The organism is Sulfitobacter sp. UBA1132 (genome assembly GCF_002311545.1).
In the GTDB taxonomy this organism is placed as follows: Bacteria; Pseudomonadota; Alphaproteobacteria; order Rhodobacterales; family Rhodobacteraceae; genus Sulfitobacter; species Sulfitobacter pontiacus.
In genome coordinates this window covers 60190-83522 of record NZ_DCAN01000016.1, presented here as the reverse complement: position 1 = coordinate 83522, position 23333 = coordinate 60190, and the positions used below count along the sequence as shown (strand labels likewise).

The following is a 23333-nucleotide window of genomic DNA, read 5'->3' as shown; positions in this document are numbered from 1 at the left end:
CGAATGCATATTTCCCTGCGCGCAGCCCTGTGCCTGCCGTTTCTGGCGCTTGCCGCCTGCGAAGACATGAGCACGACCGGCGGCAGCGACCCCGAGGGCCCGTCCAAGCGCAGTTGCATCCGTGCCGTGGAAAAACACACCGGCAAATCGGGCGGTACGCTCAACACGACCATCCCTATCGTCGAGACTGGCCAGCATATTGTCGATATCCCCGGCGGCCCGTCGTGGACCTGCTACACCGATGAAACCGGTGCAGCACGCGAGTTGATCGAGACGCGGCTCGGCTGAGCCTGTCTGCAAAATGCGGCGCTCAGAGGTAATCCGAGCGCTGCAAACCGTATTTCGCCATCTTCTCGTTCAGCGTCCGGCGCGGCAGGCACAACTCCTCCATCACACTGGCGATAGACCCTTTGTGCCGGCGCATGGTATTGTCGATCAGCATACGTTCGAAGGCTTCTACATATTCCTTCAGCGGCTTGCCGTCGGTGGTCATCACCGGCTGCATCTCTTCGTGGTCCGACATCAGCAGTGATGCGATAGAACCGGACCCGCGACGCGACTGCAACACGGCGCGTTCTGCCACATTGATCAATTGGCGCACGTTCCCGGGCCAGGGCGCTTGCAACAGTTGCGCGGCCTCTTGCGCGGAAACCTGCGGAGTCTCGCAGCCATATTCATCCGCGAATTCTTCGGACAAACGTGTGAACAACGTCAGAATATCCTCGCCCCGTTGGCGCAGCGGCGGCACGGTGATGCGCAGAGCGGCCAGACGATAGAAAAGATCAGAACGCAGCGCATCTTCGGAGGTGCGCCCCGCTTCTTGCAGGTTCGAAATCGCAACGATCCGCGTTTCCGCTGGCGTGCCTTGGTCGTTGATCGCACTCAGAAGACGGGCTTGCAGCGTCTCGCTGAGCGATTCAACACCTTCCAGCACCAAGGTACCGCCGCGGGCCTCCTCGATCGCGGGAAGCTGGGCGTCTTCTGGCATCATCGGACCAAACAAACGCTTGCTCAATGCGTCTTCCTCTAGCGCACCGCAGCTGACCAGCACGAATTTCTTGCCCGCGCGCGATCCCACGGCATGCAGCGCATGCGCCACCAGTGTCTTGCCCGTACCAGTTTCGCCATCGATCAGCACGTGACCGTCGGCCTGACCAAGGTCCAGAATATCCTCGCGCAGCCGCTCCATCACAGGTGAGCCGCCGATGAGCTTTTTCATCAACTGGCTGCCGTCAGACAGTTCCCGACGCAAGGCGCGGTTGTCCATGACCAGACGGCGCGCGTTGGTGGCCTTTTTGGCCAGTTCGCTCATCCGGTCGGGGTTAAAGGGCTTTTCAAGGAAGTCGAACGCGCCGACGCGCATTGCCTCGACCGCCATGGGCACATCGCCGTGGCCGGTGATCATGATCACGGGCAGCGCGCTGTCGGTCCCCATCAGCTTTTTCAGGAACTGCATGCCGCCCATGCCGGGCATCTTGATGTCGGAGATCACGATACCGGGGTAATCCGGCCCCAGCGTTTTCAGCGCATCCTCGGCGCTGCCGAACGTCTCTGTGTCATAGCCCGAAAGCGCCAGCCACTGGCTGATCGACTGACGCATGTCTTGTTCATCATCAACGATCGCGATTTTCATTGCCTGAGCCATTGGTTTACTCTGCCGCCTGTGTCTTCTCTGTGCTGTCCATAATGGGCAGCTGCATTTCAAAAACCGCACCGCCATGTTGGCCGTTGCGGGCTGTCAGCCTGCCCCCCAGATCGGATACAATACCCGACGAGATCGCAAGCCCCAGCCCGACACCATCGCCGGGCTGCTTGGTCGTGTAAAACGGCTCGAACAGGCTATCGAGATCTTCGATCCCGGGGCCATTATCGCGCACGGTAAGCGTCGCCGTCTCACCCGCTGATAGTATAATCTCTACCGTCGGGTTTCGTTCCGATTTGGTGGCATCCAATGCGTTACGCAAGAGATTGACCAATACTTGTTCGATCCGCATGCGGTCCCCCATCACCTGAACAGGCTCCGCGGGCAGGATACGGTTGATCTGCACCTGGCGCTGACGTAGCTGCGGCTCCATCATTGACAAGGCAGAGGCAAGCGCCTCCCCCATATCAAAGGGCGAAAACTGCTGCTGGCCCTTGCGCGCATAGCTTTTCAGCTGCCGCGTAATGGCCCCCATGCGTTCGATCAGATCGTCGATGCGCCCGAATGAAGCCAGCGCTTCCTCCAGCCGGTTGCGCTGCATCAACAGACGCGCGCCCGCCAGATAGGTTTTCATCGCGGCCAGCGGCTGGTTCAGCTCGTGGCTGACGGCGGCGGACATTTCACCCAAGGCGGCGAGCTTGCTGGATTGTTCCAACGTCTGCTCGGCCACGGCCAAGGTCTGCTGCACCCGTTTGCGTTCTGCCACCTCGCGCTGAAGGGCGGCGTTCAGCGCGCGCAGCTCGGCGGATTCACGCTGAAACAGCGCCGCGCGCCCCGCCGTCCGACGGCTGAGAGCATAAAACGTCAGCGCCAGCAGGATCGCAAAGCCCATCACCTCAAGCGCAAGCACCCCGTTCACCTTCTCGCGGACCGAGGCATAGGTGGTGTAACTCGTGATCCGCCAGCCCCGAAACGGTATCCGTGACGACAGACGCATCACCGCCTCGCCCTGCAGATAGGCATCGGCAGGCAATGCGGTCCAATCGGCGGTGGCCTTGATCGCGCGCTCGATGGCGCTTTGCGGGGTCTGGTTCGACAGGGCCTCGCTTTCCGTCAGACCGCGCCAGCGCGGTTCGGTCGCCATGATGATGTCACCCGTGCTGTCGGTGACAATCACCGCATCCGAGATACCGGCCCAGGCCCGTTCAAACCGTTGCAGATCCACCTCGGCCGCGATCACCCCAAGGTTGGTGCCGCCTTCCTGAATACGCCGCGAATAGAAGAACCGGTAGCCGCCGGTATCACGGGGAATAACGCTGAACACGGTCGAATTCGATCGCAGCGCGTCAACAAAATAAGCCTCTTGCCGGTGTGAGGCCCCCAACCGGTTGCGGTCGGTCGCTGCCACCGTGCGCCCATCGATATCATAAAGCATCAAGGACGCCGCGCCGATCTCCTCTACAAAAGAGATCAATCGCTGGGTCGACAGGGAGTAATCAGATCGGGTCAGCGCCTCGATCAAGGCGGGATCGCGCGACAAAAGCTGTGGCACAATCGCGTTCTGGCGCAGCTCGGCCAGCAGGTTGCCGCTGTAGAGCGCGATCCGAAGCTCGGCCCGGTTACGTGTGCTTTCGGTAAAGCGATCCGTCAGCAGCTTGTTGGTGACCGAAATCGTGGCCACCGCAATGACCAAAAGCAAAGCAACCGCCAGCCGGACGCGCCAGCTGACAGATAAAGGGGCTTCACTAGAGGACGCAGACCGAAACATGGCGGCAATCTACGCGTCCTCACCGGTGCACTCAAGTCACGCTGTGACCAGAGACCCCGCCAATGCGCGGAAGAGCGCCGCCCCGTCCGTGCCCCCATGCCCCGCATCCGCGGCGCGTTCGGGGTGTGGCATCATCCCCAACACACGACGGTTCGACGAAAGGATGCCCGCGATGTCGGACTGCGACCCGTTGGGGTTATCACCATAGGTAAAGGCAACACGATCCTCGCCATGCAGTTTGGCAATTGTATCGCCATCGGCAAAATAATTGCCATCATGGTGTGCGATCGGGATGTCGATCATCGCACCGGCCTCGTAGCCCGATGTGTAATCGCTGTCCGCCGTGGCCACGCGCAGCGGCACGGTGCGACAGATGTATTTTAGCCCCGCATTGCGCAGCAGGGCACCGGGGAGCAGACCGGTTTCGGTCAGCACCTGAAAGCCGTTGCAGATCCCGATGACATAACCGCCACGCTCCGCATGGGCCGCCACTTCGCGACAGATCGGAGAGTTTGCCGCAATGGCACCACAGCGCAGGTAGTCGCCATAGGAAAAGCCGCCGGGTACACCCACAATATCGACGCCCTCGGGCAGGCTTGTGTCCTTGTGCCAGACCATCGACACTTTGGCACCGACCGCTTTGAATGCCACCGCCAGATCGCGGTCACAGTTAGAGCCGGGAAAAACGATGACCGCTGCGTGCATCAGCTCATCTCCACTGTGTAGGATTCGATCACCGTGTTCGCGAGCAGCTTTTCACACATCGCCTCGACGTCGGCCTTGGTTGCGTCGTCGTTCAGGTCCAGCTCGATCACCTTGCCCTGACGCACGCCATTGACGCCTTCAAAGCCCATGGCCCCAAGCGCGTGGCGCACGGCCTCGCCCTGCGGATCCAGAACACCGTTTTTCAACATCACATGCACCCGTGCTTTCATGACGCGTCCCCTATCTTCATTTTGCAAAATAAACTCATCTGCGACGCCAGCCTAGTTGATCAACGTCGGTTTCATCATCGGTGTCGACGTCTTGGGCATGACCCCCAAACGTCGGGCGACTTCGGTATAGGCATCCGTCAGCGACCCCAGATCGCGGCGGAACACATCCTTGTCCAGTTTCTGGCCGGTTTCGATATCCCACAGACGGCAGCTGTCGGGGCTGATCTCGTCGGCGACGATCAGACGCTGGAAATCGCCCTCGTAGATCCGGCCCACCTCAAGCTTGAAGTCCACCAGCCGGATGCCCACGGCCATCATCACGCCGGACATGAAATCATTGACCCGCAGCGACAGGCTCAGGATGTCTTCCATGTCCTGCTGACCGGCCCAACCAAAGGCGGCGATATGTTCCTCGGTGACCAGCGGATCGCCAAGGTCGTTGTTCTTGAAGTGATATTCCACAATCGGGCGCGGCAGTTGCATGCCCTCGTCAATGCCAAGCCGCGTGGACAGATCCCCCGCCGCATAGTTGCGCACGACGATCTCGAGCGGGATGATCTCTGCCTGACGGATCAGCTGTTCGCGCATGTTCAGACGTTTGATGAAATGCGTCGGCACGCCGATGTTGTTCAGGCCGGTCATGAAGAATTCGGACAGGCGGTTGTTCAGCACGCCCTTGCCTTCGATCACCGCTTTTTTCTCGGCGTTAAAGGCGGTTGTGTCGTCTTTGAAGTGCTGGACAATGGTCCCCGGTTCCGGTCCTTCATACAGGATCTTCGCCGTACCTTCATAGATTTTCGTGCGACGGGCCATGCACATCCCTTCCAGACAACAGGCCGGTTGGAATACCCATCAGCCATTTCTAGCCTGTCACATAGTCCAAGCGCCCCTGCCACGCAAGCGCGCGCCCTGCCCTCATGGCGGTCAGGCACGCAGAAACCATGGCGGCGGCTCATGACGATCATGAGAATAATGAAGTTGCGTCAACAGGGGCGTTGTGGGAAACGGCAAAATCACCCATTTAGCGGAGCGTTTTGATGTCCAACCCCCTCACCGATCTTCTGGCTGAAAAAGGCACGCTGCTGGCCGATGGTGCCACTGGCACGAACCTGTTCAACATGGGCCTGATGTCCGGTGATGCGCCAGAGATGTGGAACACGGAGCAGCCGCAAAACATCATCAAGCTGTATCAGGGTGCGGTGCAGTCGGGCAGCGATATCTTCCTGACCAACTCCTTCGGCGCGAATGCCTCGCGTCTGAAACTGCATAATGCCGAAAAACGCGCCCATGAGCTTAGCCGCGTGTCCGCCGAGCTTGCGCGCGAGGTCGCGGATAAGGCCGGTCGCAAGGTAATCGTTGCAGGCTCCGTCGGCCCCACGGGCGAGATCATGGAGCCGGTCGGCCCCCTCACCCACGCGCTGGCGGTCGAGATGTTCCATGAAACCGCGGACGGGCTGAAAGCCGGTGGTGCCGATGTGGGCTGGCTGGAGACGATCAGCGCCCCCGAGGAATACCGCGCCGCCGCCGAAGGCTTCAAGCTGGCAGGGCTCGACTGGGTTGGCACGATGAGCTTTGACACCGCAGGCCGCACCATGATGGGCATGACATCCGAGGCGATGGTCGACATGGTGCATGACCTCGATTATGGCCCGCTGGCCTATGGGGCCAACTGCGGCACCGGCGCGTCGGATGTGTTGCGTACGGTGCTGGGGTTCGCCTCCAAAGGCATGCCGACGCCGATCGTATCCAAAGGCAACGCGGGCATTCCGAAATACGTCGAAGGCCACATCCACTATGACGGCACGCCCGAACTGATGGCCGATTACGCCGAGATGGCCCGCAACTGCGGCGCGTCGATCATCGGCGGTTGCTGTGGCACCATGCCGGAACATCTGGTGCATATGCGCGCCGCTCTCGACAGCCGGCCCAAGGGCGACGCCCCCACGCTGGAGCAAATTGTCGAAGCGCTTGGACCGTTCTCTTCGGCCAGCGATGGCACCGATGGCGAAGGCCCCACCCGCGCACCACGCCGTGGCCGCCGCCGGGGTTAATCCCCGAACAGATCCAACTGCGCGCTCGTCCGTTTGGGCGGGCGGAACAGATCGCAGCGCATCGGCGGCAGGCGCGTATCCAGCCCCAACCGCTTGACCGCCAAGGTAAACCGCTGCGCAATCATCTCGGCATAGGGGCCTTCGCCGCGCATCCGTCGGTGCCAATTTGCGTCATATTCCTTCCCCCCGTGCATCTCGCGCAGCCGCGCCATGATGCGACCCGCGCGGTCAGGGTAATGCGCCGCCAACCATTCCTGCATCAAGGGCGATACCTCGCGCGGCAAGCGCAGCATGATCCAGCTGGCCGCCACGGCCCCCGCATTGCGCCCCGCTTCCAAAATCGTCTCAAGCTCGGGATCGGTCAGCGCCGGCACCATGGGTGACGCCATCACCCGCACCGGAATGCCTGCCTCTGCCAGACGTTCGATCACCTGCAACCGGCGTTTCGGTGCAGGCACCCGCGGCTCCATCAACCGTGAAAGCTTCGCATCCAGCGTCGTCACCGACACGCCCACGCGGCACAGCCCGCGCGCCGCCATATCCGACAGAATATCAATATCCCGCTCGATCAGACTGCCCTTGGTCACAATGGCAACGGGATGGTTCGCATCTGCCAACACCTCAAGCAGCGCGCGCATGATCCGATGCTCTTTCTCGATCGGCTGATAGGGATCGGTATTCGTGCCAATCGCAATTGGGGCGACCTGGTATTTCTTCGCCGCCAACTCTCGTTTCAACACCTCGGGTGCCTCGGGCCGTGCAATCAGCCGCGTCTCGAAATCCAGGCCAGGCGACAACCCCAGATAGGCATGGCTTGGCCGCGCAAAACAATAGACACAACCGTGTTCGCACCCGCGATACGGGTTAATCGACCGGTCAAACGGCAGGTCCGGCGACTGGTTGTAGCTGATCACGGAGCGCGGAATTTCGACGCTCACCTGGGTGCGCAAGACCGGCAAAGGGTCATCATCGCCCGCCCATCCATCGGCCACAGCGCTGACGGTCAGCGGCTCGAACCGGCCCGGGCGGTTGCTGGATGTGCCCCGTCCGGGCAGTCTGTATTTGCGCTGTGCCTGATCCATTCAAATCTTTTGGAACAAATTAGGAACATGGTCAAGTATATTGGCCCAAGCCATTGTTTTACAGCACGATTGAGCGTAATTTCCCACCAACCAAAGCGTCGCACGCGGTGCCGGGTTTGTCGCAAAAAGCACGAAGCTTTCGACGTGTATGTGACAAAAAGGCACAAGCCCGCGCGGGTGAGTTAACCGATGAGGAACGACTATGTCGGATGAAGACGAAATTATCCTTGCCGATCTGGACGACGAAGAACTTGTTCAGCAGATGTTTGATGATCTCTATGACGGTCTGCGCGAAGAGATCGAAGAAGGGGTCAATATCCTGATCGAACGCGATTGGGCACCCTATGATATTCTGACCAAGGCGCTTGTTGGCGGCATGACCATCGTCGGGGCCGACTTCCGCGACGGTATCCTCTTTGTCCCCGAAGTGCTTCTGGCTGCGAACGCGATGAAAGGCGGCATGGCGATCCTAAAGCCGCTGCTGGCCGAAACCGGCGCGCCACGCGTGGGCAAGATGGTGATCGGCACGGTCAAGGGGGACATCCATGACATCGGCAAGAACCTTGTGTCGATGATGATGGAAGGCGCGGGCTTTGAGGTTGTCGATCTTGGCATCAACAATTCGGTCGAAGCCTATCTTGAAGCGATGGAAACCGAAGGGCCGGACATCCTTGGCATGTCCGCGCTGCTGACCACGACAATGCCCTATATGAAAGTCGTGATCGACACGATGGTCGAACAGGGCATCCGCGATGACTATATCGTGCTGGTCGGCGGGGCCCCGTTGAACGAAGAATTCGGCAAGGCCATCGGTGCCGACGCCTATTGCCGCGATGCCGCCGTCGCGGTGGAAACCGCCAAGGAATGGGTCGGGCGGAAACACAACGCCGCCAAGGCGTAAACAGTTGATCTAGAACATAAAGGCCCTTCCCTACCGGAGGGGCCTTTTGCATGACGGAGCGTGAGATGAAGCCGCCCTCGGACCGTGATCTGACAGAAAAAGGCCTGCCGCTCGCCCCGCAGACGGGCCGCATTCTGCTGATCGCCTGCGGGGCGCTGGCGCGGGAAATTCTCGACCTGAAAGAGGCGAACGGCTGGTCGCATCTGGACCTGACCTGCCTGCCCGCCAAGCTGCATCTCTACCCAGAAAAAATCACCAACGAAGTCCGCGAAGCCGTTGAGAAGCACCGCGACAAATACAACGATATATTCGTTGTCTACGCCGACTGCGGCACCGGCGGATTGCTAGAGGTGGAGTGTAAGAAACTTGGCGTGCAGATGGTCGCCGGGCCGCATTGCTATAGCTTTTTCGAAGGCAACGACCGCTTTTCCAAGATCTCGGAGGACGAGATTACCACCTTTTATCTCACCGATTTTCTGGTCCGCCAGTTCGACGCTTTCATTATCAAACCCATGGGGCTCGACCGGCACCCCGACCTGCGCGATATGTACTTCGGGAACTACGAAAAGCTTGTGTATCAGGCGCAAACAGATGATCCCGCGCTCACCGCCAAGGCGAAAACATGCGCTGATAGGCTCGGCCTTGCCTTTGAACGGCGCTTTACCGGCTACGGCGATCTGGCGCGCACGCTCAAGGCGCTCTGATCTTCATTTTGCCAAATAAACTCAACTGGCACAGCCGTCGCCACACCCCACAGGCGCGCGTTCAACCCTGCTGTGCAGCCTCGCCGCGAATCCGTTCGATCATCGCGGTCAACCCGTTCGACCGCTGCGCTGAAAGATGTTCGTTCAACCCAAGGCGCCCCATCTCTGCGCGGGCATCGATGGCGCTGACCTCGGCCGCGGGCACGCCGTTATACAGTTTTTGAAGCACCGCAATCAGGCCTGAAACGATCATCGCATCGCTGGCCCCGTCGAAATGGAGCACGCCGTCCTCGAACTGCGTATGCAACCAGACCTGACTGGCGCACCCATCTACTTTGGTTGCGGGCACGCGCAGCTCTTCGGTCAGCGGCTCCATCGCTTTGCCCAGATCGATCACATGGCGATAGCGGTCTTCCCAATCGTCCAGAAACTCGAAATCCTCGACCAGTTCTTCAAATGCCTCTGTCGCCACGGTGCGTCCCTCTTTTCGCTTGCCAAACAGGTAGGTTGCACGATGCCAAAGGTCCACCCCCTTCCCAACGGGTCTGGGATGGGTTAGTCAAATATTACCGAAATTTCTACGGCGGACCCCATGCGCAAGACCTTTTCAGCCATCTTGGTATCGACCCTTGTTTTGACAGGCTGCGCGACCGTGCGCGACAGCCGTGTGAACCCGTTCAACTGGTTCGGGACCGCACGGTCTGAACCGATCACCCGTCAGGAAGCCTCGACCAACCCTTTGATCCCGCAGCGGACCGGATTATTCTCCTCCTCGCGGAATAAAGAGGTGGTATATGCCGGTCGCCCCTTCGACCAGATCATCGATCTGACGATTGAACAGGTGCCGGGCGGTGCCGTCGTGCGCGCCACGGGGCGCGCGGATCGCCAAGGCATTTACGAGGTGCAGCTGACCCCCGCGAACGAAGACGAGCTGCCAGTGGACGGCGTTCTGACCTACCGTCTTGAAGGGGTAGAACCAAGCGAGGCGACCGCCATCGGCACGCCCCCCACCCGCGAGGTTACGGCCGGCCGCAAGCTGACCAACCAGACGCTGGCTGGCGTGACGACCATCCGCGTCGAAGGGCTGCGCAACGCGATGACATCGCGCCGCTAACCCTAAACAAATCTATTAAATCCAGAAGGTTGAGCGTTAAAGCTCAACCACTTTCAGATCGGACCCGACCGCGGTCAAAGCGATCTCGCCGTTGCACAGACGCAGCGCATCTTCCCCGAATACCTCGCGTCGCCACCCTTTCAGGGCGGCCACATCACGCAGCCCTGCGGCGATCCCGTCAAGATCCGCAGCGGGGGCGATCAGCTTGGCCGCAACGCCTGCGCTTTCGGACTTGGCCTTTAGCAAGACACGCAGCAGATCGGACAGCGCCGGATTGACCTGAAGCTTGTCGCGGCTGCGATCGGGCTGCGGCATATCGCCGGGCGGGCAATTCACGCCAGCGGCCACCGCCTTGAGGATACCATCCGCGATCTCGCCCTTGCGGGCCTCGCGCAGAAGCAGACGGGCACGGCCCAGTTCCTCGTGGTTTTTCGGTTTGTTGCTGGCCAACTCTACCATCGCGTCATCCTTATAGACGCGGCTGCGCGGGATGTTGCGGGTCTGGGCGTACTCCTCGCGGAACGCGGCCAGTTCGCGCACAAGCGCCAGGAACTTTGGCGAATTCGTGCGCGTCTTGACCCGACGCCATGCCTCGCGCGGCGGGGTGACATAGGTGTCAGGGCTGGTCAGGATCTCAAGCTCTTCCTGAACCCAACGGGCGCGGCCCGTCTGTTCAAGCTTACGCGCAAGGAATTCGTAGATCTGGCGCAGGTGCGTGACATCGGCCAGCGCGTATTTCGCCTGCGCATCACTCAGTGGGCGGCGCGACCAGTCGGTAAAACGGGACGTCTTATCAAGAGGTTGATGGGCGATCTTGCGCACCAGAGTTTCATATCCCACCTGTTCGCCAAAGCCACAGACCATCGCCGCGACCTGTGTGTCGAACAAGGGTTCGGGAAAGACGCCCGCATCGACATAGAAAATCTCTAGATCCTGCCGCGCGGCGTGGAAGACTTTGACCACCGACGTATCACGGAACAGCGTGTACAGCGGGTCAAGCGACAGCCCCTCGCTCAGCGGGTCCACCAGAACGGCATTGCTATCGTCGGTTCCGGGCATCGCCAACTGGATCAGACAGAGCTTGGAATAATAGGTCCGTTCGCGCAGAAACTCGGTATCGACGGTCACGTAATCATGCTTGGCGGCCTCTGTGCAGTAGGCTTCAAGCTCGGCGGTGGTGGTGATTGTTTTCATAGCGCTACTTTGGACAGAGGAAGCCATTCAGGCAATGGAAAAGCGCATGGTTTCAGCGCAATAGGTCGCGCGGTCAGCTTTCCAGCATTAAAAGATCACGGTTGCCGCTGGCAAACCGCCGCAGCACCGCCGGGTAAAGACGATGTTCCTGCACCAGAACCCGCGCTGCCAGATCCTCTGGCGTGTCGCCGGCCATGACGGGAATGGTCGCCTGCCCCAAAATCGGCCCGTCATCCAGCGCTGCCGTGACCTCGTGCACGGTGCAGCCATGCTGGGTATCGCCGGCCTCAAGTGCGCGGGCATGGGTGTGCAGCCCCTTATAGCGCGGCAGCAAAGACGGGTGGATATTGATCATCCGGCCGGCCCAAGCATCGGTAAAGCCACCGGTCAGTTTGCGCATAAACCCTGCCAGACAGATGATGTCGGGCGCATGGGGCATCAGCCGCGCGGTCAGTTCGTTTTCAAAGGCAGCGCGATCCCCTGCAAAGGGCTTGTGATCCACGACTTCGGTCGGGATGCCGCGTTCTTTGGCCCAGGCAATCCCGCCCGCGTCCGTCACATTCGACACCACCACACAGGGCCGCGCGGGATGGTCGCCGGTCATGTCTTCGACCAGCGCCCGCATGTTCGACCCGCCACCCGAAAGGAAAATCGCAACCCGTTTGGTCACAGCAGGCTGCCGGTATAGGCAACGCCCGTGGTCTCGGTGACATTACCCATCGGATAGACCGTTTCGCCCGCCTCGGTCAGCAGTTTGGTCAGCGCCTCGGCCTCATCCGCCTTGACCACAAGGATCATACCCACGCCGCAGTTAAAGGTCTTGAGCATCTCGGTTTCCGAGATCGCACCCACATCGGCCATCCATTTGAACACGCCGGGCAGCTCCCAGCTGTCCAGATCAATCTGCGCGCCCAGATCATCGGGCAGCACACGGGGCAGGTTTTCCGTCAGACCGCCGCCGGTGATATGGGCCAGCGCATGCACGCCCCCTGCCCGCACGGCCTGCAACGCGGGTTTCACATAAAGCCGCGTCGGCGTCAGCAGCACCTCGCCCAATGTTCCGTCTGCCCAAGGACAGTCCGCATCCCAGCCAAGGCCAGAGATCTCGACCAGTTTACGCACCAGAGAATAGCCGTTCGAATGCACCCCGTCCGAGGCAAGCCCCAGCAGCACATCCCCCGCCGCCACATCACGTGGCAGGTCCGCACCGCGTTCCATCGCGCCCACAGAGAAGCCCGCAAGGTCAAAATCACCTTCGGAATACATGCCAGGCATCTCTGCCGTCTCGCCCCCGATCAACGCGCAGCCAGAGCCTTCGCAGCCTTTGGCGATGCCTTCGATGATCCGCGCGGCCTGTTCGGTCTCAAGCTTGCCGGTGGCGAAATAATCGAGGAAAAACAGCGGCTCCGCCCCTTGGCACACCAGATCGTTGACGCACATGGCGACCAGATCGACCCCAACGCCATCGACGTTGCCGGTATCAATCGCGATCCGCAGCTTGGTGCCCACACCGTCCGTCGCAGCGACGAGGATCGGGTCGGTGTAGCCCGCCCCCTTGAGGTCGAACAGCGCGCCGAAACCGCCAAGCCCCGACATCACGCCCGGACGCTTTGTCCGTTTGGCCGCTGGTTTGATACGTTCTACCAGCGCGTTACCTGCATCAATATCCACACCAGCGTCTGCATAGGTGATCGAGTTCTTGGAGTTGGTCATGACGCATCCCGCTGCCTGTTCCCTTTGCGAAAGTGGGTTATAGCAGGTTGCGCAGGCGTGCAATGCACCTAAGCCACATCTGCGCGTTTCTATCCCTTGACGCGCCGCGCCCGCCCGCTTACCAAACCGCGCAGGCGGGCCTGTAGCTCAATTGGTTAGAGCAGAGCGCTCATAACGCTTTGGTTGCGGGTTCAAGTCCTGCCGGGCCTACCAAACTTTCAGTATTCAATCTGAAACCGCCGCATTCCATTTGGAAACACAGGGTTACTCCGGGGTTGCACGCTACGATCCGCGGGACAATCGCGCTGTTTCGCGTGGCCTCAGGCGGCAGCGTTTACCTCGAGGCTTTGCGCGGCGCGGATGGGGAGTGTCAGGATAAAGCAGCTGCCCTGCCCGACGACGCTGGACACGCTGAGGCTGCCGCCCTGCATTTCCGCCAGACTGCGCGAAATCGCGAGCCCCATGCCCGTGCCGCCTGCCCGACGCGTGGCGGTGGAATCGACCTGATAGAAGACCTCGAAAATGCTTTGGAGTTCGGCTTCGGGGATGCCGGCACCGCTGTCATGCACTTCGAAGCTGACGACATCGCCCACGGGTTTCACCACCAGACGGACGAAACCGGTGTCGGTGAATTTGATCGCGTTGCCGATCAGGTTGAACAGGATCTGCCGCGCGCGCACCTTATCGGCAAAGACCATATCCGCCTCTTGCACCACATCAAACACCAACCCCTTCTTGCTTGAAAGTGTGCGAAGCTGTTCGATCACCGGGTCGACAATATCCTGCACCGCACAATGACTGGGTTCGATCACAAGGCTGCCGGATTCGATCTTGGCCACGTCGAGGATCTCGTTGATGAGATGCAACAGATGCTCGCCGGATTGTACCAACCGGTTCATCAGGCCGGACAGTTGGTCGTACATTTCGTCCAGCAGACGCTTTGCCTCTGCGTGGCTGATCTCTCCGTCTTCATAGCCCTTGAGCAGCGCCTTGGAAGACGACAGCATACGCGCGTTGCGGGAAAGCTGCGCCACGCCCATGATCACCGTCAGCGGCGTGCGCAGCTCGTGGCTGAGGACGCCCATGAAATCCGTCTTGGCCTTGCTGGCGGCTTCGGCGGCATCCTTGGCGTGGCTCAGCTCGGTCACATCCACGCGCAGGCCGACATAGCTACCGTCTGCCAGAGGCCGGTCAGAGGCTTTGATCACGCGCCCGCCCGACAGATGTTGTTCTGTCTCGGATGTCCTGTTTTCGCGGTGGATGGCCAAGCGACGCTCGATCCATTCATCCTCATTATAGCGCCCCATGGGAAACTGCTTGCTTTTGACACCGATACGCAACAGCTCGGCAAAAGGTGTTCCGGGTTTGAGAACCTCGGGGGGAAGCTCGTACATCTCTTTGTATTTAGAGTTGCTTAGAAGTAAACGGTCCTGCGCGTCGAACATGACAAACCCGTCGTTCAGCGCCTCGATCCCGCTGCTTAGCAGGACTTCGGCACGCTTGCGCCGCTCTGACACCTGCAGCACATAGAGCAGCGTGCCCAAAAGCATTAGCCCGGCCGACGCGATGAGCGCGCGTTTTGACCATTGATCGGGCGCGTGTTTGGGCCACCCGCCCTTGGTGCGTGCTTCCAGCATCCATTCCTCGAAGGAGAAATCGAATTCCAACGTAACAGTATCCGCCTCCCGCAGGCTCTGATCGCCGTAGGTGAACATCTGCGGCCCTGTACCAACCTGTGGAGAGGCCGCATGAATGAGGATGTCATAGCGTTCTTCGGCCTCACGTATGCCGGAATTGATCAGGAATTGATCATAGTCCAGCACAAGCGATACGATCCCCCACAGCTGGCGTTTGCTGCCGTCAACATCGCCTTCGGTGGCAAAGTCGGGATCGGGCCAATAGACCGGGGCGCGCAGGATCAGCCCCTTACCGCCTTGCACCAGATCGACGGGGCCGGTCATCAGCTCTTTGCCCAGGTTCAGCATCCGTTCGATGCCGGGAAACTGGTCTTCGTTTGTGCGGTAATCTAACCCAAGCGCGCCCATGTTCGGCGCGAGCGGGTGAATCAGGGTCACGACGAGGTCAGGCGCGGCAGCGATATTGATGACCGTGTCGTCGACTTCACGTATATTTTGAACCCGCTGGGTAAACTCTTCCTGTTTGGCGAAGGGGTTCTCGCCGATGAACGTCGCGAGCTCGCGCAGCGCAAGGGACCTTTGGTGAATAATCTCTTCAAACTGTTCGCGCACCTCAAGCAGGTCCAAGTATGTCTGGGCGCGGGCTTCGTATACGAAAGCTTCGGAGAGCAGACGGTCCAGACGGCCGGCGGCGTAGGTAATGATGACCGTCGCGACGAGGAATGCGACCAGTGACCATATACCGCCGATGTGGGTGCGCTTTGTTCTACTTAAGGGCAAGCACTGTTCCGCCTGAAGCGCAGCGTAGCTGCGGATTACCTGAAGCATCCAAGTCTAAGAGATCGTTCTATGCGGCGGCAGGGCGAGGTTCCGCCGACATAATACAATTGGAGATGTGTGGCGCGCGCGCCGCATTTGTTAACTGTGCGTAAACCTTAACCTTCGTGCCTAAATAAGTTGCGCGCGCCGGACATATCTCCGACGCGCGCACCACGTTACCGTTGCCTTGCAGGCTTAGGGCAGGAAAATCGCCTTGGCATTGGCAAATTCTTTCATGCCAAATCCGCCATGCTCACGCCCATAGCCGGAGTCTTTCACCCCGCCAAAGGGCATATTCGGATCGGCAGCCCCGAAGGAGTTGATGCGGATCATGCCTGTGTCGAAATGCTCTTTCGCGAGCTTCAACGCGCGATCCTCGTCCTTCGAGAATATCCCGCCGCCCAGACCGTAGCGGCTGTCATTCGCCAGACGCATCGCGTCTTCGTCATCCTTCGCACGGATGATCGACGCAACGGGCCCGAAGATTTCATCGTCAAACGCCGGCATACCGGGTTTAAGGTCAGACAGAACGGTCGCGGGGTAATAGGCCCCCGTACGGTCAGGCACCTCGCCACCGCACAGCACCTTGGCCCCTTTATTAACGCTTTCTTTCACCTGATCGCGCACGGTCTCGAACTGGTCTTGGCTGGACAATGGACCCAGCTGAACGTTTTCGTCGGTCGGATCACCCATATTGATCTTTTCCATCTCGGCGACGAAGGCATCAACAAAGGCGTCATGGACCTTATCGGCGACAATAAAGCGTTTCGCCGATACACAGGTTTCCCCGTTGTTATAGAGCCGACCCATAACCGAGAATTTGACCGCTGTTTCGATATCAGCATCCTCAAGCACCAGATAGGCGTCGTTGGACCCAAGTTCGAGCACGGTCTTTTTCAGCGACTTCGCGGCGACCGACCCGATATGACGGCCCGCGCCATCGCTGCCCGTCATTGTCACGCCTCGCACCTTGGGGTGTTCGATCAGCTTGTCGCTGGTGTCGTGGTCGATGAGGATCACTTGGAACAGGTCTTCGGGTAGCCCTGCCTCGATACAAAGCTCGCGCAGGCGCAGGCCCGAGCCGGTGCAGATGCTCGCGTGTTTCAGAACACAACCGTTGCCGGTCATCAGGTTCGCCGCAAGCACGCGGGTGGGTTGGTACAGTGGGAAGTTCCACGGCTGGATAGAGTAGATCACGCCAATGGGCTGATAGCTCACGACCCCGCGCTTGCCGTCGGCACCGTGGGTACGCTCTTCATCCGCAAGCACGTCGGGGCCATTCTTGGCGGTATATTCAAAGATGGCCGCGCAAATCTCTACCTCGGTCTTGCCATCTTTCAGCAGCTTACCTGTCTCGCGCGTCATAAGAGCGGCCAGTTCATCCGCGTTCTCGCGCAGCTTGGCGGCGATCTTGGTCAGATAGGGCGCGCGTTCCTTGTGCGACAGCTTGCGCCATTCAAGATGCGCGTCATGACAGGCTTCGACCCGCTGAATAGCCTCTGCCTCGCTCATCAGATCGTAGGACTGGATCTCTTCTTCGGTGGCGGGATTGATTGTCGTGATCTTGGACATGTCTGCTCCTTCTTCGCTTATTCGCGTCGAAGGGCAAACACATGGCCGTCGTATCAAGTTCCTGCGGTTGCGGCTGCTGCGGTCACGTCTGCGTGTGCGACGCCCGCACCCTTAGCCGCCGAAGCCCGTGCGACCGCTGCCCACCTTCCCGAAACCGCCACGGGATTTCGCCGTAGCGCGGGTCATCGGGGTTTTGCCCACGGTCGTCGCGGGGCGGGTGAACTGCGAGGTGCTGAGCTTGGCGGCCCCCTTGTTGCTAGAATAAGTGCTGTTGCGCGCCGCATTGGTGAACTTGCCATCCGCCGTCTTATACATCGGCTGGCTTGCGGCCATACCCGACCGCCCGCCCAGCATGTTCCCGATCAGATAGCCCGCGAGCAACGGCATAAAGATACCGCCCGATCCGCCCTGTGTTTGCTGCGCCTCTGACCCGCAGGCCCCTTCGCCGTGTTGTTCTTCGCAGACATCCAGACTGTTGTAGCGCGGTGCGGATTCCACATGCAGCGTCTCTGCCTCTGCAAAGGCGGTTTCACAATCGGCGGCGGTGAATGTGCCCCCAAAAGACGCCTCGTTCTTGCAGCTTTGCACATCGGGAAAGGCAGCGGCATCAATCTTTTCGTCGCGGCAACCGGCCAGTGTAAAGGCGGTGGCCCCGATGATCGCGATGGCGACGCGTTTTGACCGTTTTGTCATGATGATCTGCTTTCTGCTGTGGTGCGGCGATTGAGCGACGATGCTAACCGGAATATGGCGCAATGTAATGGGGTTTGAAACGCGACAAATCCTGCGTGATCCTCGACCGGTCCTCGCGCAGGCCGATGCCCGCACAGGTCTGCCCGATGATCCACGCGCCGACCACGGGGCGCATCCCGTCGAACTGCGGCAAGGGCGCATAGGCCTGAAGGATACGGGCGTGTTCGGCATACGCCGTGTTGCTGGCACTTTCGATGATCTGGCCGGATTTCACGATCTCGACCGAGGCACCTTCGCGCGACAGGATCGGTTTTCGCACATGGGCCCGTGCAAGCCCTGCCCGCGCACGGTCAAAGGCATCCGCCGCACGCCCCGTGACAGAGCCGCGCCCCGCTATCGCCTCGCCCACATCCTGTTCAAAGAACGCAGGGAGCAGGTTCGGGTGATCCTCGAACATCTCCCACAGCACGGGCAGCAGGCCCTTATTGGACAGCAGCGCTTTCCATGCGGGTTCAAGAAACAGACAGCCAGAGCCTTCGATGTGGTCCGCGTAATCGTCGCGCAGCAGGTCTTCCCACGGGTAGAGTTTGAACAAGACGGCGATGCGCCGGTCCTCATCATCCAGAAACTGCCCGTCATCGCTCAGCGCGATTTTATCAATGTCGCAATAATGCGCGCCCAACCCCGCCTCGCGCGCGGCCCAGCCCATAGCCTCTACCGTGCCGTAATCTTCGGGATTACCCGCCACGGCGGTGAAATGCAGATCGCTATCGGGTTCGAACACGTCGGCGAAACGGGCGACAAGCGCCTCGTGGATGCCGTTGAACTGATCCGACCCCTCGGGCAGGTTGCCTGCCTCTAGCTGATCTTCCAACCACTGCCACTGGAAGGCCGCCGATTCATAAAGCGAGGTCGGCGTATCGGCATTATACTCCAGCAACTTGGCAGGCCCCTGCCCGTTATATGCCAGATCGAAGCGGCCATAAATCTCGGGGTCGCCTTGCTTCCAGCTGTTCGCAATGAGATCACGGTGCGCTTCGGGAATGGCAAGTTTGTCCAACAGCTCTTCGCTGGCAAGGATGTGATCCACCGCCTCGCGGCACATACCATGCAGCGCGGTCGCGGGGTCTTCGATGTCATTTTCGATCTGGTCAAGCGAGAACGCGTAGACAGAGGTTTCGTCCCAATAGGGTTCCCCGTGCATGTCCGCGAAGGAAAAACCGACCTCTTTAGCGTGGTCGCGCCAGTGGGGCCGTTCGGCTAGTTCTACTCTATGCATCCGGCCGGACCTTTCGCTCGAAAAACTACCGCGGGTTTAATCGCTTTGCCCCCGTGGTGCCAGAGCATATCCGCCATTGCCCCTTCCGCACCCGCATCAGTCACAAAAACGTCAGACATATCGCGGAACAACGGGCGCGCCCATTCGTTGAACGGTCTACGCGGTCGTGATTGCGGCGTCCCCAATGACGCCCTGACCGGTATAAGAAATGAATTGAAAGGCCCAAAAACATGAAAATTCTCATGGTACTCACCTCCCACGACAAGCTGGGCGACACTGGTAACAAAACCGGTTTCTGGCTCGAAGAGTTCGCGGCCCCCTATTATGTGTTCAAGGACGCTGGTGCAGAGATCACTTTGGCATCGCCCAAAGGCGGACAGCCGCCGATTGATCCGTCCAGCGATGCAGATGATGCGCAGACCGACGCGACCAAACGGTTCAAGGGCGATGACGCTGCACAGAAAGAGCTGGCCAATACCGAGGTGCTTTCGAGCGTTTCGGCCGACGGTTTTGACGCGATCTTCTACCCCGGCGGCCACGGCCCGCTATGGGATCTGGCTGAAGACAAGGCCAGCATCAACCTGATCGAAAGCTTTGCCGCCAGCGACCGCCCCGTCGGGGCCGTCTGCCACGCGCCAGCGGTGTTCAAGCACACCAAAGGCACCGACGACAAACCGCTGGTTTCCGGCAAAACCGTCACCGGTTTCACCAATACCGAGGAAGAGGCCGTGGGCCTGACCGATGTGGTCCCCTTTCTGGTCGAAGACATGCTCAAGACCAATGGTGGGACCTATAAGAAGGGTGACGACTGGGCATCCTTTGTGGTGACCGATGGCAAGCTTGTCACCGGACAGAACCCGGCGTCTTCGGAAGAAGCCGCCCACAAGCTATTGTCGCTGCTGTAAAAGACCGCCCGCTGCGCGAAGGCCGCGCGGCGGGCAGTTTTTCCGCGACACGTATAACAAGGATTACAACCATGAATATTCTCGTCGCCGGCGCGACCGGCAAAACCGGTGTCCGCGTCACTGAACAACTTCGCGAACAGGGTTACACGCCGATCGCCCTTGTCCGCGATTCCTCTGACACCAGTGCGCTGGCCTCCGACGTGGTGCTGCGCAAGGGGGACCTGACCAATCTGACCGCTGACGCCTGCGAAGGCTGCGATGCGGTGATCTTTGCCGCGGGATCCGGCGGGTCCACGGGGCCAGAGATGACCGACAAGGTCGACCGCGATGGTGCCAAAGATCTGGTTGATATCGCCGCCAAGGCCGGCATCTCGCGCTTTGTGATGCTCAGCAGCGTCGGCGCAGGCAACCCCGACCCAGACAGCGAGCTTGCGCATTATCTGCAAGCCAAACACGAAGCCGACGTGCATCTGCGAAACTCCGGCCTCGACTACGCTATCCTGCGCCCCGTCGCGCTGACGGATGATGCGGGCAATCGGAATATGATCTTTGGCGACAGCGTTGACGTCAAAGCCAAGGCCGCCCGTGGCGATGTTGCCACCGCTTTGGTCGATGCTGTCACCGACCCCGAATGGAAGAACCAGGCTTTGCTGATGCAATCCGCCTGATCACGGGTTTGCGCCTGATCTGACTGCGCGCGGGCACCTCCCACCCGTTCGCGGAAAGAATGCGCCGTGCCGCCAGACCCCACCGGTCTGGAGGTTTTTCTATGAGTGACGCTGCGAATGCGACATTTCGCGCCAAATCCGCCGCATTGCCCCCCTTGGCATCCCTGATCGTCTCGTCTATCAGGCGCCTTCCCGGTCGCAGCCTACCCGGGTATCAAAACAAGGGTTAAGAAATGAAAACGATTGTCATCTGCTCCGGCGGATTGGATTCTGTGTCGCTCGCTCATATGGTGGCGGCCAAGCGCAAGCTGACGGGGCTCGTGTCTTTCGACTACGGCCAACGTCACCGCAAGGAACTAGACTATGCCGCGCTTTGCGCCAAACGTCTGGATGTTCCCCATGACATCATCGATATGCGCGGGATCGGTGCGGCGCTGACCGGATCCGCGCTGACCGATGATGTCGATGTACCCGACGGGCATTACGCCGAAGAAACGATGCGGGTCACCGTTGTCCCCAACCGGAATGCGATCATGCTGACGGTCGCCTATGGCATTGCCGCCGCACGGGGGGATCAGGCGGTCGCAACCGCGGTGCATGGGGGCGATCACTTTATCTACCCCGACTGCCGCCCCGATTTCACCCAAGCGTTTGAGTTCATGCAATATATGGCGCTGGACGGCTACGCCGATGTGTCGCTTTACACGCCTTTCGTGCACCGTTCAAAAGCGGACATCGTGACCGAGGGCCAGCGCCATAACACCCCCTTCGCCGAAACTTGGTCTTGCTACAAGGGCGGCGCGCATCACTGCGGGCGCTGTGGCACCTGCGTGGAACGGCGCGAGGCTTTCGATCTGGCGGGGGTTACCGACCCGACCCAATATGACGATCCCGATTTCTGGGCCGAAGCGGTCAAGCGGAAGATCCTCGCCTGATGTATACAATTACGAAAGAGTTCCATTTCTCCGCCTCGCATCAGCTGTCGCATCTGCCCGATGGCCACCAATGCGCCCGCCTGCACGGGCATAACTATGTCGTGGTGGTCGAGCTTCGGGCCAAAGAGCTGAACGCCGACGGTTTCGTTCGCGACTACGGAGAGCTGAAGCCGCTCAAGACCTATATAGACGAGACTTTCGATCACCGTCACCTCAACGACGTGCTGGATTTTGTCTCCACCGGCGAGAATATGGCGCGTCATCTCTATGAATGGTGCGCGCAGCACTGGCCCGAAACCACCGCTGTCAAGGTCAGCGAGACGCCAAAGACCTGGGCAGAGTACCGGCCATGAGCCAGCTGCGCATCGCCGAGGTGTTCGGCCCCACGATACAGGGCGAAGGCGCGCTGATCGGTGAACCCACCGTCTTTGTGCGCACGGGCGGCTGTGACTATCGCTGCGCGTGGTGTGACAGCATGCATGCGGTCGATCCCGCATTCCGCCATGACTGGGCCAGCATGTCGACCGACGCGGTCTGGCAAGAGGTGCAGCGCCTGTCGGACAACACGCCGCTGACCGTATCCTTGTCAGGCGGCAACCCCGCCATTCAGGACTTCGCGCCTTTGATCCAATTGGGTCATGCCGCCGGCTACCGTTTTGCCTGCGAGACGCAAGGCTCCATCGCGAAGCCGTGGTTCGGGCAGCTGGATTGTCTTGTGCTGAGCCCGAAACCACCATCCAGCGGCGAGACGGTGGATTGGGCCGCTTTCGACCGTTGCGTTGCAGCTGGCGAAACGGCGGCCCAGACGGTGATGAAGATCGTGATATTCGACGACGCGGATTACGATTGGGCCCGCGACGCCGCCACCCGCTACGCCGAACTGCCGCTTTATCTGCAACCGGGCAACGACGAGGTCGACCCCAGCGTCGCTGTCGATCCGCAGGTGCTGGCGGATAAGCTATTGTGGCTGGTGGACAAAACCATGGCAGATCGCTGGTTCACGCCGCGCCTGCTTCCGCAACTACATGTATTGCTATGGGGCAACAAACGCGGGGTCTGACCCGCCACCGGAGGATTTATGGAAACGATTTACAGCGATTTGCAGCAGCTTGGCGGCAAGACAGAGCTTCCCGCCTCGCCCGAAGAAGCGATGCTCGAGAAAGTCGCGAACCCTCAGGCCGATGTCGATTATTGCGTGCGCTTCACCGCGCCCGAGTTCACCTCGCTTTGCCCGATGACCGGCCAACCCGACTTTGCGCATCTAGTGATTGACTATGTACCGGATCAGTATCTGGTCGAATCCAAATCGCTCAAGCTTTACCTGGGCGCATTTCGCAACCACGGTGCCTTTCACGAGGATTGCACCGTCTCGATCGGCCGCCGTCTGGTAGAGCTGCTGTCGCCCCGCTGGCTGCGCATCGGCGGTTACTGGTACCCGCGCGGGGGCATCCCCATCGACGTGTTCTGGCAAACGGGCGAGACCCCCAATAGCGTCTGGATTCCCGATCAAGGCGTGCCGCCCTATCGCGGGCGCGGGTGAAGCAAGAGAAACCCCAACACTACCTAAGGTAGATCAAAGCTGCGCAACGAGTGCCTCGTTGCGCAGCTTTTTTGTGCTCGGATTTCTCGGCATATTCTTATGCCAAACCTGCCGATTACCTTTAGATATGAGTGCAAAGCCCGGCGATCAGTCAGCCCCGTCTCGCAAGACCAAGAACAAC

25 protein-coding genes and 1 tRNA gene are annotated in these 23333 nt (G+C 60.0%); 12 read left to right on the top strand and 14 right to left on the bottom strand.

The annotated features are described in order from the left end of the window. Positions 1 to 3: 3 nt before the first annotated feature. Positions 4 to 288, top strand: coding sequence for a hypothetical protein (locus B4F27_RS12450; protein ID WP_009824696.1), 285 nt, complete (start codon positions 4 to 6; stop codon positions 286 to 288). A 22-nt stretch (positions 289 to 310) separates the two neighbouring features. On the opposite strand, the gene B4F27_RS12445 is transcribed toward B4F27_RS12450, so the two are convergent. Genes B4F27_RS12445 through purC form a run of 5 tightly spaced genes read right to left on the bottom strand, consistent with a single transcriptional unit; the run spans position 311 to position 5158 of the window. Then, on the bottom strand, positions 311 to 1645 hold the full coding sequence (locus tag B4F27_RS12445; protein ID WP_009824697.1) for a sigma-54-dependent transcriptional regulator: 1335 nt from the start codon (positions 1643 to 1645) through the stop codon (positions 311 to 313). A 4-nt stretch (positions 1646 to 1649) separates the two neighbouring features. Continuing rightward, positions 1650 to 3410, bottom strand: a complete 1761-nt coding sequence (locus tag B4F27_RS12440) for a sensor histidine kinase (RefSeq protein ID WP_005853695.1) — start codon at positions 3408 to 3410, stop codon at positions 1650 to 1652. Between the two features lie 36 nt (positions 3411 to 3446). After that, entirely contained in the window at positions 3447 to 4115 is a 669-nt protein-coding gene (gene purQ / locus B4F27_RS12435) for a phosphoribosylformylglycinamidine synthase subunit PurQ (RefSeq protein WP_286759827.1), read from the bottom strand. Then, positions 4115 to 4345, bottom strand: a complete 231-nt coding sequence (gene purS, locus B4F27_RS12430) for a phosphoribosylformylglycinamidine synthase subunit PurS (protein ID WP_286759826.1) — start codon at positions 4343 to 4345, stop codon at positions 4115 to 4117. Before purS ends, purQ begins: the two co-directional genes overlap by 1 nt. A 51-nt stretch (positions 4346 to 4396) precedes the next feature. Further along, positions 4397 to 5158, bottom strand: coding sequence for a phosphoribosylaminoimidazolesuccinocarboxamide synthase (gene purC, locus B4F27_RS12425; protein ID WP_005853701.1), 762 nt, complete (start codon positions 5156 to 5158; stop codon positions 4397 to 4399). A 224-nt stretch (positions 5159 to 5382) separates the two neighbouring features. Between purC and bmt the strand changes: the two genes are divergently transcribed. Next, a complete protein-coding gene (gene bmt, locus B4F27_RS12420; RefSeq protein ID WP_005853702.1) occupies positions 5383 to 6396 on the top strand; it encodes a betaine--homocysteine S-methyltransferase in 1014 nt (337 codons plus the stop codon). Here the strand turns inward: bmt and B4F27_RS12415 are convergent. Continuing rightward, positions 6393 to 7478: a PA0069 family radical SAM protein gene (locus B4F27_RS12415; RefSeq protein WP_286759825.1), complete on the bottom strand. Its 1086-nt coding sequence runs from the start codon at positions 7476 to 7478 to the stop codon at positions 6393 to 6395. The two genes, bmt and B4F27_RS12415, sit on opposite strands and share 4 nt — an antisense overlap. Before the next feature lie 202 nt (positions 7479 to 7680). Between B4F27_RS12415 and B4F27_RS12410 the strand changes: the two genes are divergently transcribed. Then, a complete protein-coding gene (locus B4F27_RS12410; RefSeq protein ID WP_005853706.1) occupies positions 7681 to 8379 on the top strand; it encodes a corrinoid protein in 699 nt (232 codons plus the stop codon). A 50-nt stretch (positions 8380 to 8429) separates the two neighbouring features. After that, a complete protein-coding gene (locus B4F27_RS12405; RefSeq protein WP_414717701.1) occupies positions 8430 to 9083 on the top strand; it encodes a DUF1638 domain-containing protein in 654 nt (217 codons plus the stop codon). Between the two features lie 61 nt (positions 9084 to 9144). On the opposite strand, the gene B4F27_RS12400 is transcribed toward B4F27_RS12405, so the two are convergent. Next, entirely contained in the window at positions 9145 to 9555 is a 411-nt protein-coding gene (locus B4F27_RS12400) for a SufE family protein (protein ID WP_064216568.1), read from the bottom strand. A 120-nt stretch (positions 9556 to 9675) separates the two neighbouring features. Between B4F27_RS12400 and B4F27_RS12395 the strand changes: the two genes are divergently transcribed. Then, a complete protein-coding gene (locus B4F27_RS12395; RefSeq protein WP_286759824.1) occupies positions 9676 to 10197 on the top strand; it encodes a hypothetical protein in 522 nt (173 codons plus the stop codon). Between the two features lie 36 nt (positions 10198 to 10233). On the opposite strand, the gene rnd is transcribed toward B4F27_RS12395, so the two are convergent. The 3 genes from rnd to purM all read right to left on the bottom strand — a co-directional run bounded on the left by rnd (position 10234) and on the right by purM (position 13104). Then, positions 10234 to 11391 (bottom strand): ribonuclease D, encoded by a 1158-nt coding sequence (gene rnd / locus B4F27_RS12390; protein ID WP_005853713.1) that lies wholly within the window; start codon positions 11389 to 11391, stop codon positions 10234 to 10236. 73 nt (positions 11392 to 11464) lie between these two features. Continuing rightward, positions 11465 to 12061, bottom strand: a complete 597-nt coding sequence (gene purN / locus B4F27_RS12385) for a phosphoribosylglycinamide formyltransferase (RefSeq protein WP_286759823.1) — start codon at positions 12059 to 12061, stop codon at positions 11465 to 11467. Then, a complete protein-coding gene (gene purM, locus B4F27_RS12380) occupies positions 12058 to 13104 on the bottom strand; it encodes a phosphoribosylformylglycinamidine cyclo-ligase (protein WP_286759822.1) in 1047 nt (348 codons plus the stop codon). The genes purN and purM overlap by 4 nt, the downstream gene beginning before the upstream one ends. A 136-nt stretch (positions 13105 to 13240) precedes the next feature. Between purM and B4F27_RS12375 the strand changes: the two genes are divergently transcribed. Beyond that, positions 13241 to 13317: transfer RNA gene (locus B4F27_RS12375), tRNA-Ile, on the top strand. Positions 13318 to 13424: 107 nt separating this feature from the next. Here B4F27_RS12375 and B4F27_RS12370 read toward each other — a convergent pair. From B4F27_RS12370 to B4F27_RS12355, 4 genes are all read right to left on the bottom strand, one after another. Next, positions 13425 to 15521 carry an ATP-binding protein gene (locus B4F27_RS12370; protein ID WP_286759821.1) on the bottom strand — a complete coding sequence of 699 codons (2097 nt, stop codon included), beginning with the start codon at positions 15519 to 15521 and terminating at the stop codon, positions 13425 to 13427. A gap of 234 nt (positions 15522 to 15755) precedes the next feature. Continuing rightward, a complete protein-coding gene (locus B4F27_RS12365; RefSeq protein ID WP_286759820.1) occupies positions 15756 to 17132 on the bottom strand; it encodes an NAD-dependent succinate-semialdehyde dehydrogenase in 1377 nt (458 codons plus the stop codon). 111 nt (positions 17133 to 17243) lie between these two features. Then, complete coding sequence (locus B4F27_RS12360) at positions 17244 to 17825, bottom strand: DUF1190 domain-containing protein (RefSeq protein ID WP_286759819.1); 582 nt, start codon at positions 17823 to 17825, stop codon at positions 17244 to 17246. A gap of 43 nt (positions 17826 to 17868) precedes the next feature. Then, complete coding sequence (locus B4F27_RS12355; protein ID WP_286759818.1) at positions 17869 to 19104, bottom strand: glutathionylspermidine synthase family protein; 1236 nt, start codon at positions 19102 to 19104, stop codon at positions 17869 to 17871. Positions 19105 to 19334: 230 nt separating this feature from the next. Here B4F27_RS12355 and B4F27_RS12350 point away from each other — a divergent pair, with 230 nt between their 5' ends. The 6 genes from B4F27_RS12350 to queF all read left to right on the top strand — a co-directional run bounded on the left by B4F27_RS12350 (position 19335) and on the right by queF (position 23152). Continuing rightward, positions 19335 to 20009 (top strand): type 1 glutamine amidotransferase domain-containing protein, encoded by a 675-nt coding sequence (locus tag B4F27_RS12350; protein ID WP_074634853.1) that lies wholly within the window; start codon positions 19335 to 19337, stop codon positions 20007 to 20009. 71 nt (positions 20010 to 20080) lie between these two features. Continuing rightward, on the top strand, positions 20081 to 20677 hold the full coding sequence (locus B4F27_RS12345; protein ID WP_286759817.1) for an SDR family oxidoreductase: 597 nt from the start codon (positions 20081 to 20083) through the stop codon (positions 20675 to 20677). A 233-nt stretch (positions 20678 to 20910) separates the two neighbouring features. Further along, the gene (gene queC, locus B4F27_RS12340) at positions 20911 to 21612 is read left to right on the top strand and encodes a 7-cyano-7-deazaguanine synthase QueC (protein ID WP_286759816.1); all 702 of its coding nucleotides are present in this window, start codon (positions 20911 to 20913) and stop codon (positions 21610 to 21612) included. Next, positions 21612 to 21965, top strand: a complete 354-nt coding sequence (gene queD / locus B4F27_RS12335) for a 6-carboxytetrahydropterin synthase QueD (RefSeq protein ID WP_009824714.1) — start codon at positions 21612 to 21614, stop codon at positions 21963 to 21965. The genes queC and queD overlap by 1 nt, the downstream gene beginning before the upstream one ends. Further along, positions 21962 to 22672, top strand: a complete 711-nt coding sequence (gene queE, locus B4F27_RS12330) for a 7-carboxy-7-deazaguanine synthase QueE (RefSeq protein ID WP_286759815.1) — start codon at positions 21962 to 21964, stop codon at positions 22670 to 22672. The genes queD and queE overlap by 4 nt, the downstream gene beginning before the upstream one ends. Positions 22673 to 22690: 18 nt before the next feature. Next, positions 22691 to 23152 (top strand): preQ(1) synthase, encoded by a 462-nt coding sequence (queF, locus tag B4F27_RS12325; RefSeq protein WP_074634849.1) that lies wholly within the window; start codon positions 22691 to 22693, stop codon positions 23150 to 23152. Positions 23153 to 23333 lie beyond the last annotated feature (181 nt).

Excerpts from the sequence above, each read along its gene's own strand:
- B4F27_RS12450 (WP_009824696.1), top strand. The coding sequence starts at position 4 with ATGCATATTTCCCTGCGCGCAGCCCTGTGCCTGCCGTTTCTGGCGCTT.
- B4F27_RS12445 (WP_009824697.1), bottom strand. The coding sequence starts at position 1,645 with ATGGCTCAGGCAATGAAAATCGCGATCGTTGATGATGAACAAGACATG.
- B4F27_RS12440 (WP_005853695.1), bottom strand. The coding sequence starts at position 3,410 with ATGTTTCGGTCTGCGTCCTCTAGTGAAGCCCCTTTATCTGTCAGCTGG.
- purQ (WP_286759827.1), bottom strand. The coding sequence starts at position 4,115 with ATGCACGCAGCGGTCATCGTTTTTCCCGGCTCTAACTGTGACCGCGAT.
- purS (WP_286759826.1), bottom strand. The coding sequence starts at position 4,345 with ATGAAAGCACGGGTGCATGTGATGTTGAAAAACGGTGTTCTGGATCCG.
- purC (WP_005853701.1), bottom strand. The coding sequence starts at position 5,158 with ATGGCCCGTCGCACGAAAATCTATGAAGGTACGGCGAAGATCCTGTAT.
- bmt (WP_005853702.1), top strand. The coding sequence starts at position 5,383 with ATGTCCAACCCCCTCACCGATCTTCTGGCTGAAAAAGGCACGCTGCTG.
- B4F27_RS12415 (WP_286759825.1), bottom strand. The coding sequence starts at position 7,478 with ATGGATCAGGCACAGCGCAAATACAGACTGCCCGGACGGGGCACATCC.
- B4F27_RS12410 (WP_005853706.1), top strand. The coding sequence starts at position 7,681 with ATGTCGGATGAAGACGAAATTATCCTTGCCGATCTGGACGACGAAGAA.
- B4F27_RS12405 (WP_414717701.1), top strand. The coding sequence starts at position 8,430 with ATGACGGAGCGTGAGATGAAGCCGCCCTCGGACCGTGATCTGACAGAA.
- B4F27_RS12395 (WP_286759824.1), top strand. The coding sequence starts at position 9,676 with ATGCGCAAGACCTTTTCAGCCATCTTGGTATCGACCCTTGTTTTGACA.
- rnd (WP_005853713.1), bottom strand. The coding sequence starts at position 11,391 with ATGAAAACAATCACCACCACCGCCGAGCTTGAAGCCTACTGCACAGAG.
- purM (WP_286759822.1), bottom strand. The coding sequence starts at position 13,104 with ATGACCAACTCCAAGAACTCGATCACCTATGCAGACGCTGGTGTGGAT.
- B4F27_RS12365 (WP_286759820.1), bottom strand. The coding sequence starts at position 17,132 with ATGTCCAAGATCACGACAATCAATCCCGCCACCGAAGAAGAGATCCAG.
- B4F27_RS12360 (WP_286759819.1), bottom strand. The coding sequence starts at position 17,825 with ATGACAAAACGGTCAAAACGCGTCGCCATCGCGATCATCGGGGCCACC.
- B4F27_RS12355 (WP_286759818.1), bottom strand. The coding sequence starts at position 19,104 with ATGCATAGAGTAGAACTAGCCGAACGGCCCCACTGGCGCGACCACGCT.
- B4F27_RS12350 (WP_074634853.1), top strand. The coding sequence starts at position 19,335 with ATGAAAATTCTCATGGTACTCACCTCCCACGACAAGCTGGGCGACACT.
- B4F27_RS12345 (WP_286759817.1), top strand. The coding sequence starts at position 20,081 with ATGAATATTCTCGTCGCCGGCGCGACCGGCAAAACCGGTGTCCGCGTC.
- queC (WP_286759816.1), top strand. The coding sequence starts at position 20,911 with ATGAAAACGATTGTCATCTGCTCCGGCGGATTGGATTCTGTGTCGCTC.
- queD (WP_009824714.1), top strand. The coding sequence starts at position 21,612 with ATGTATACAATTACGAAAGAGTTCCATTTCTCCGCCTCGCATCAGCTG.
- queE (WP_286759815.1), top strand. The coding sequence starts at position 21,962 with ATGAGCCAGCTGCGCATCGCCGAGGTGTTCGGCCCCACGATACAGGGC.
- queF (WP_074634849.1), top strand. The coding sequence starts at position 22,691 with ATGGAAACGATTTACAGCGATTTGCAGCAGCTTGGCGGCAAGACAGAG.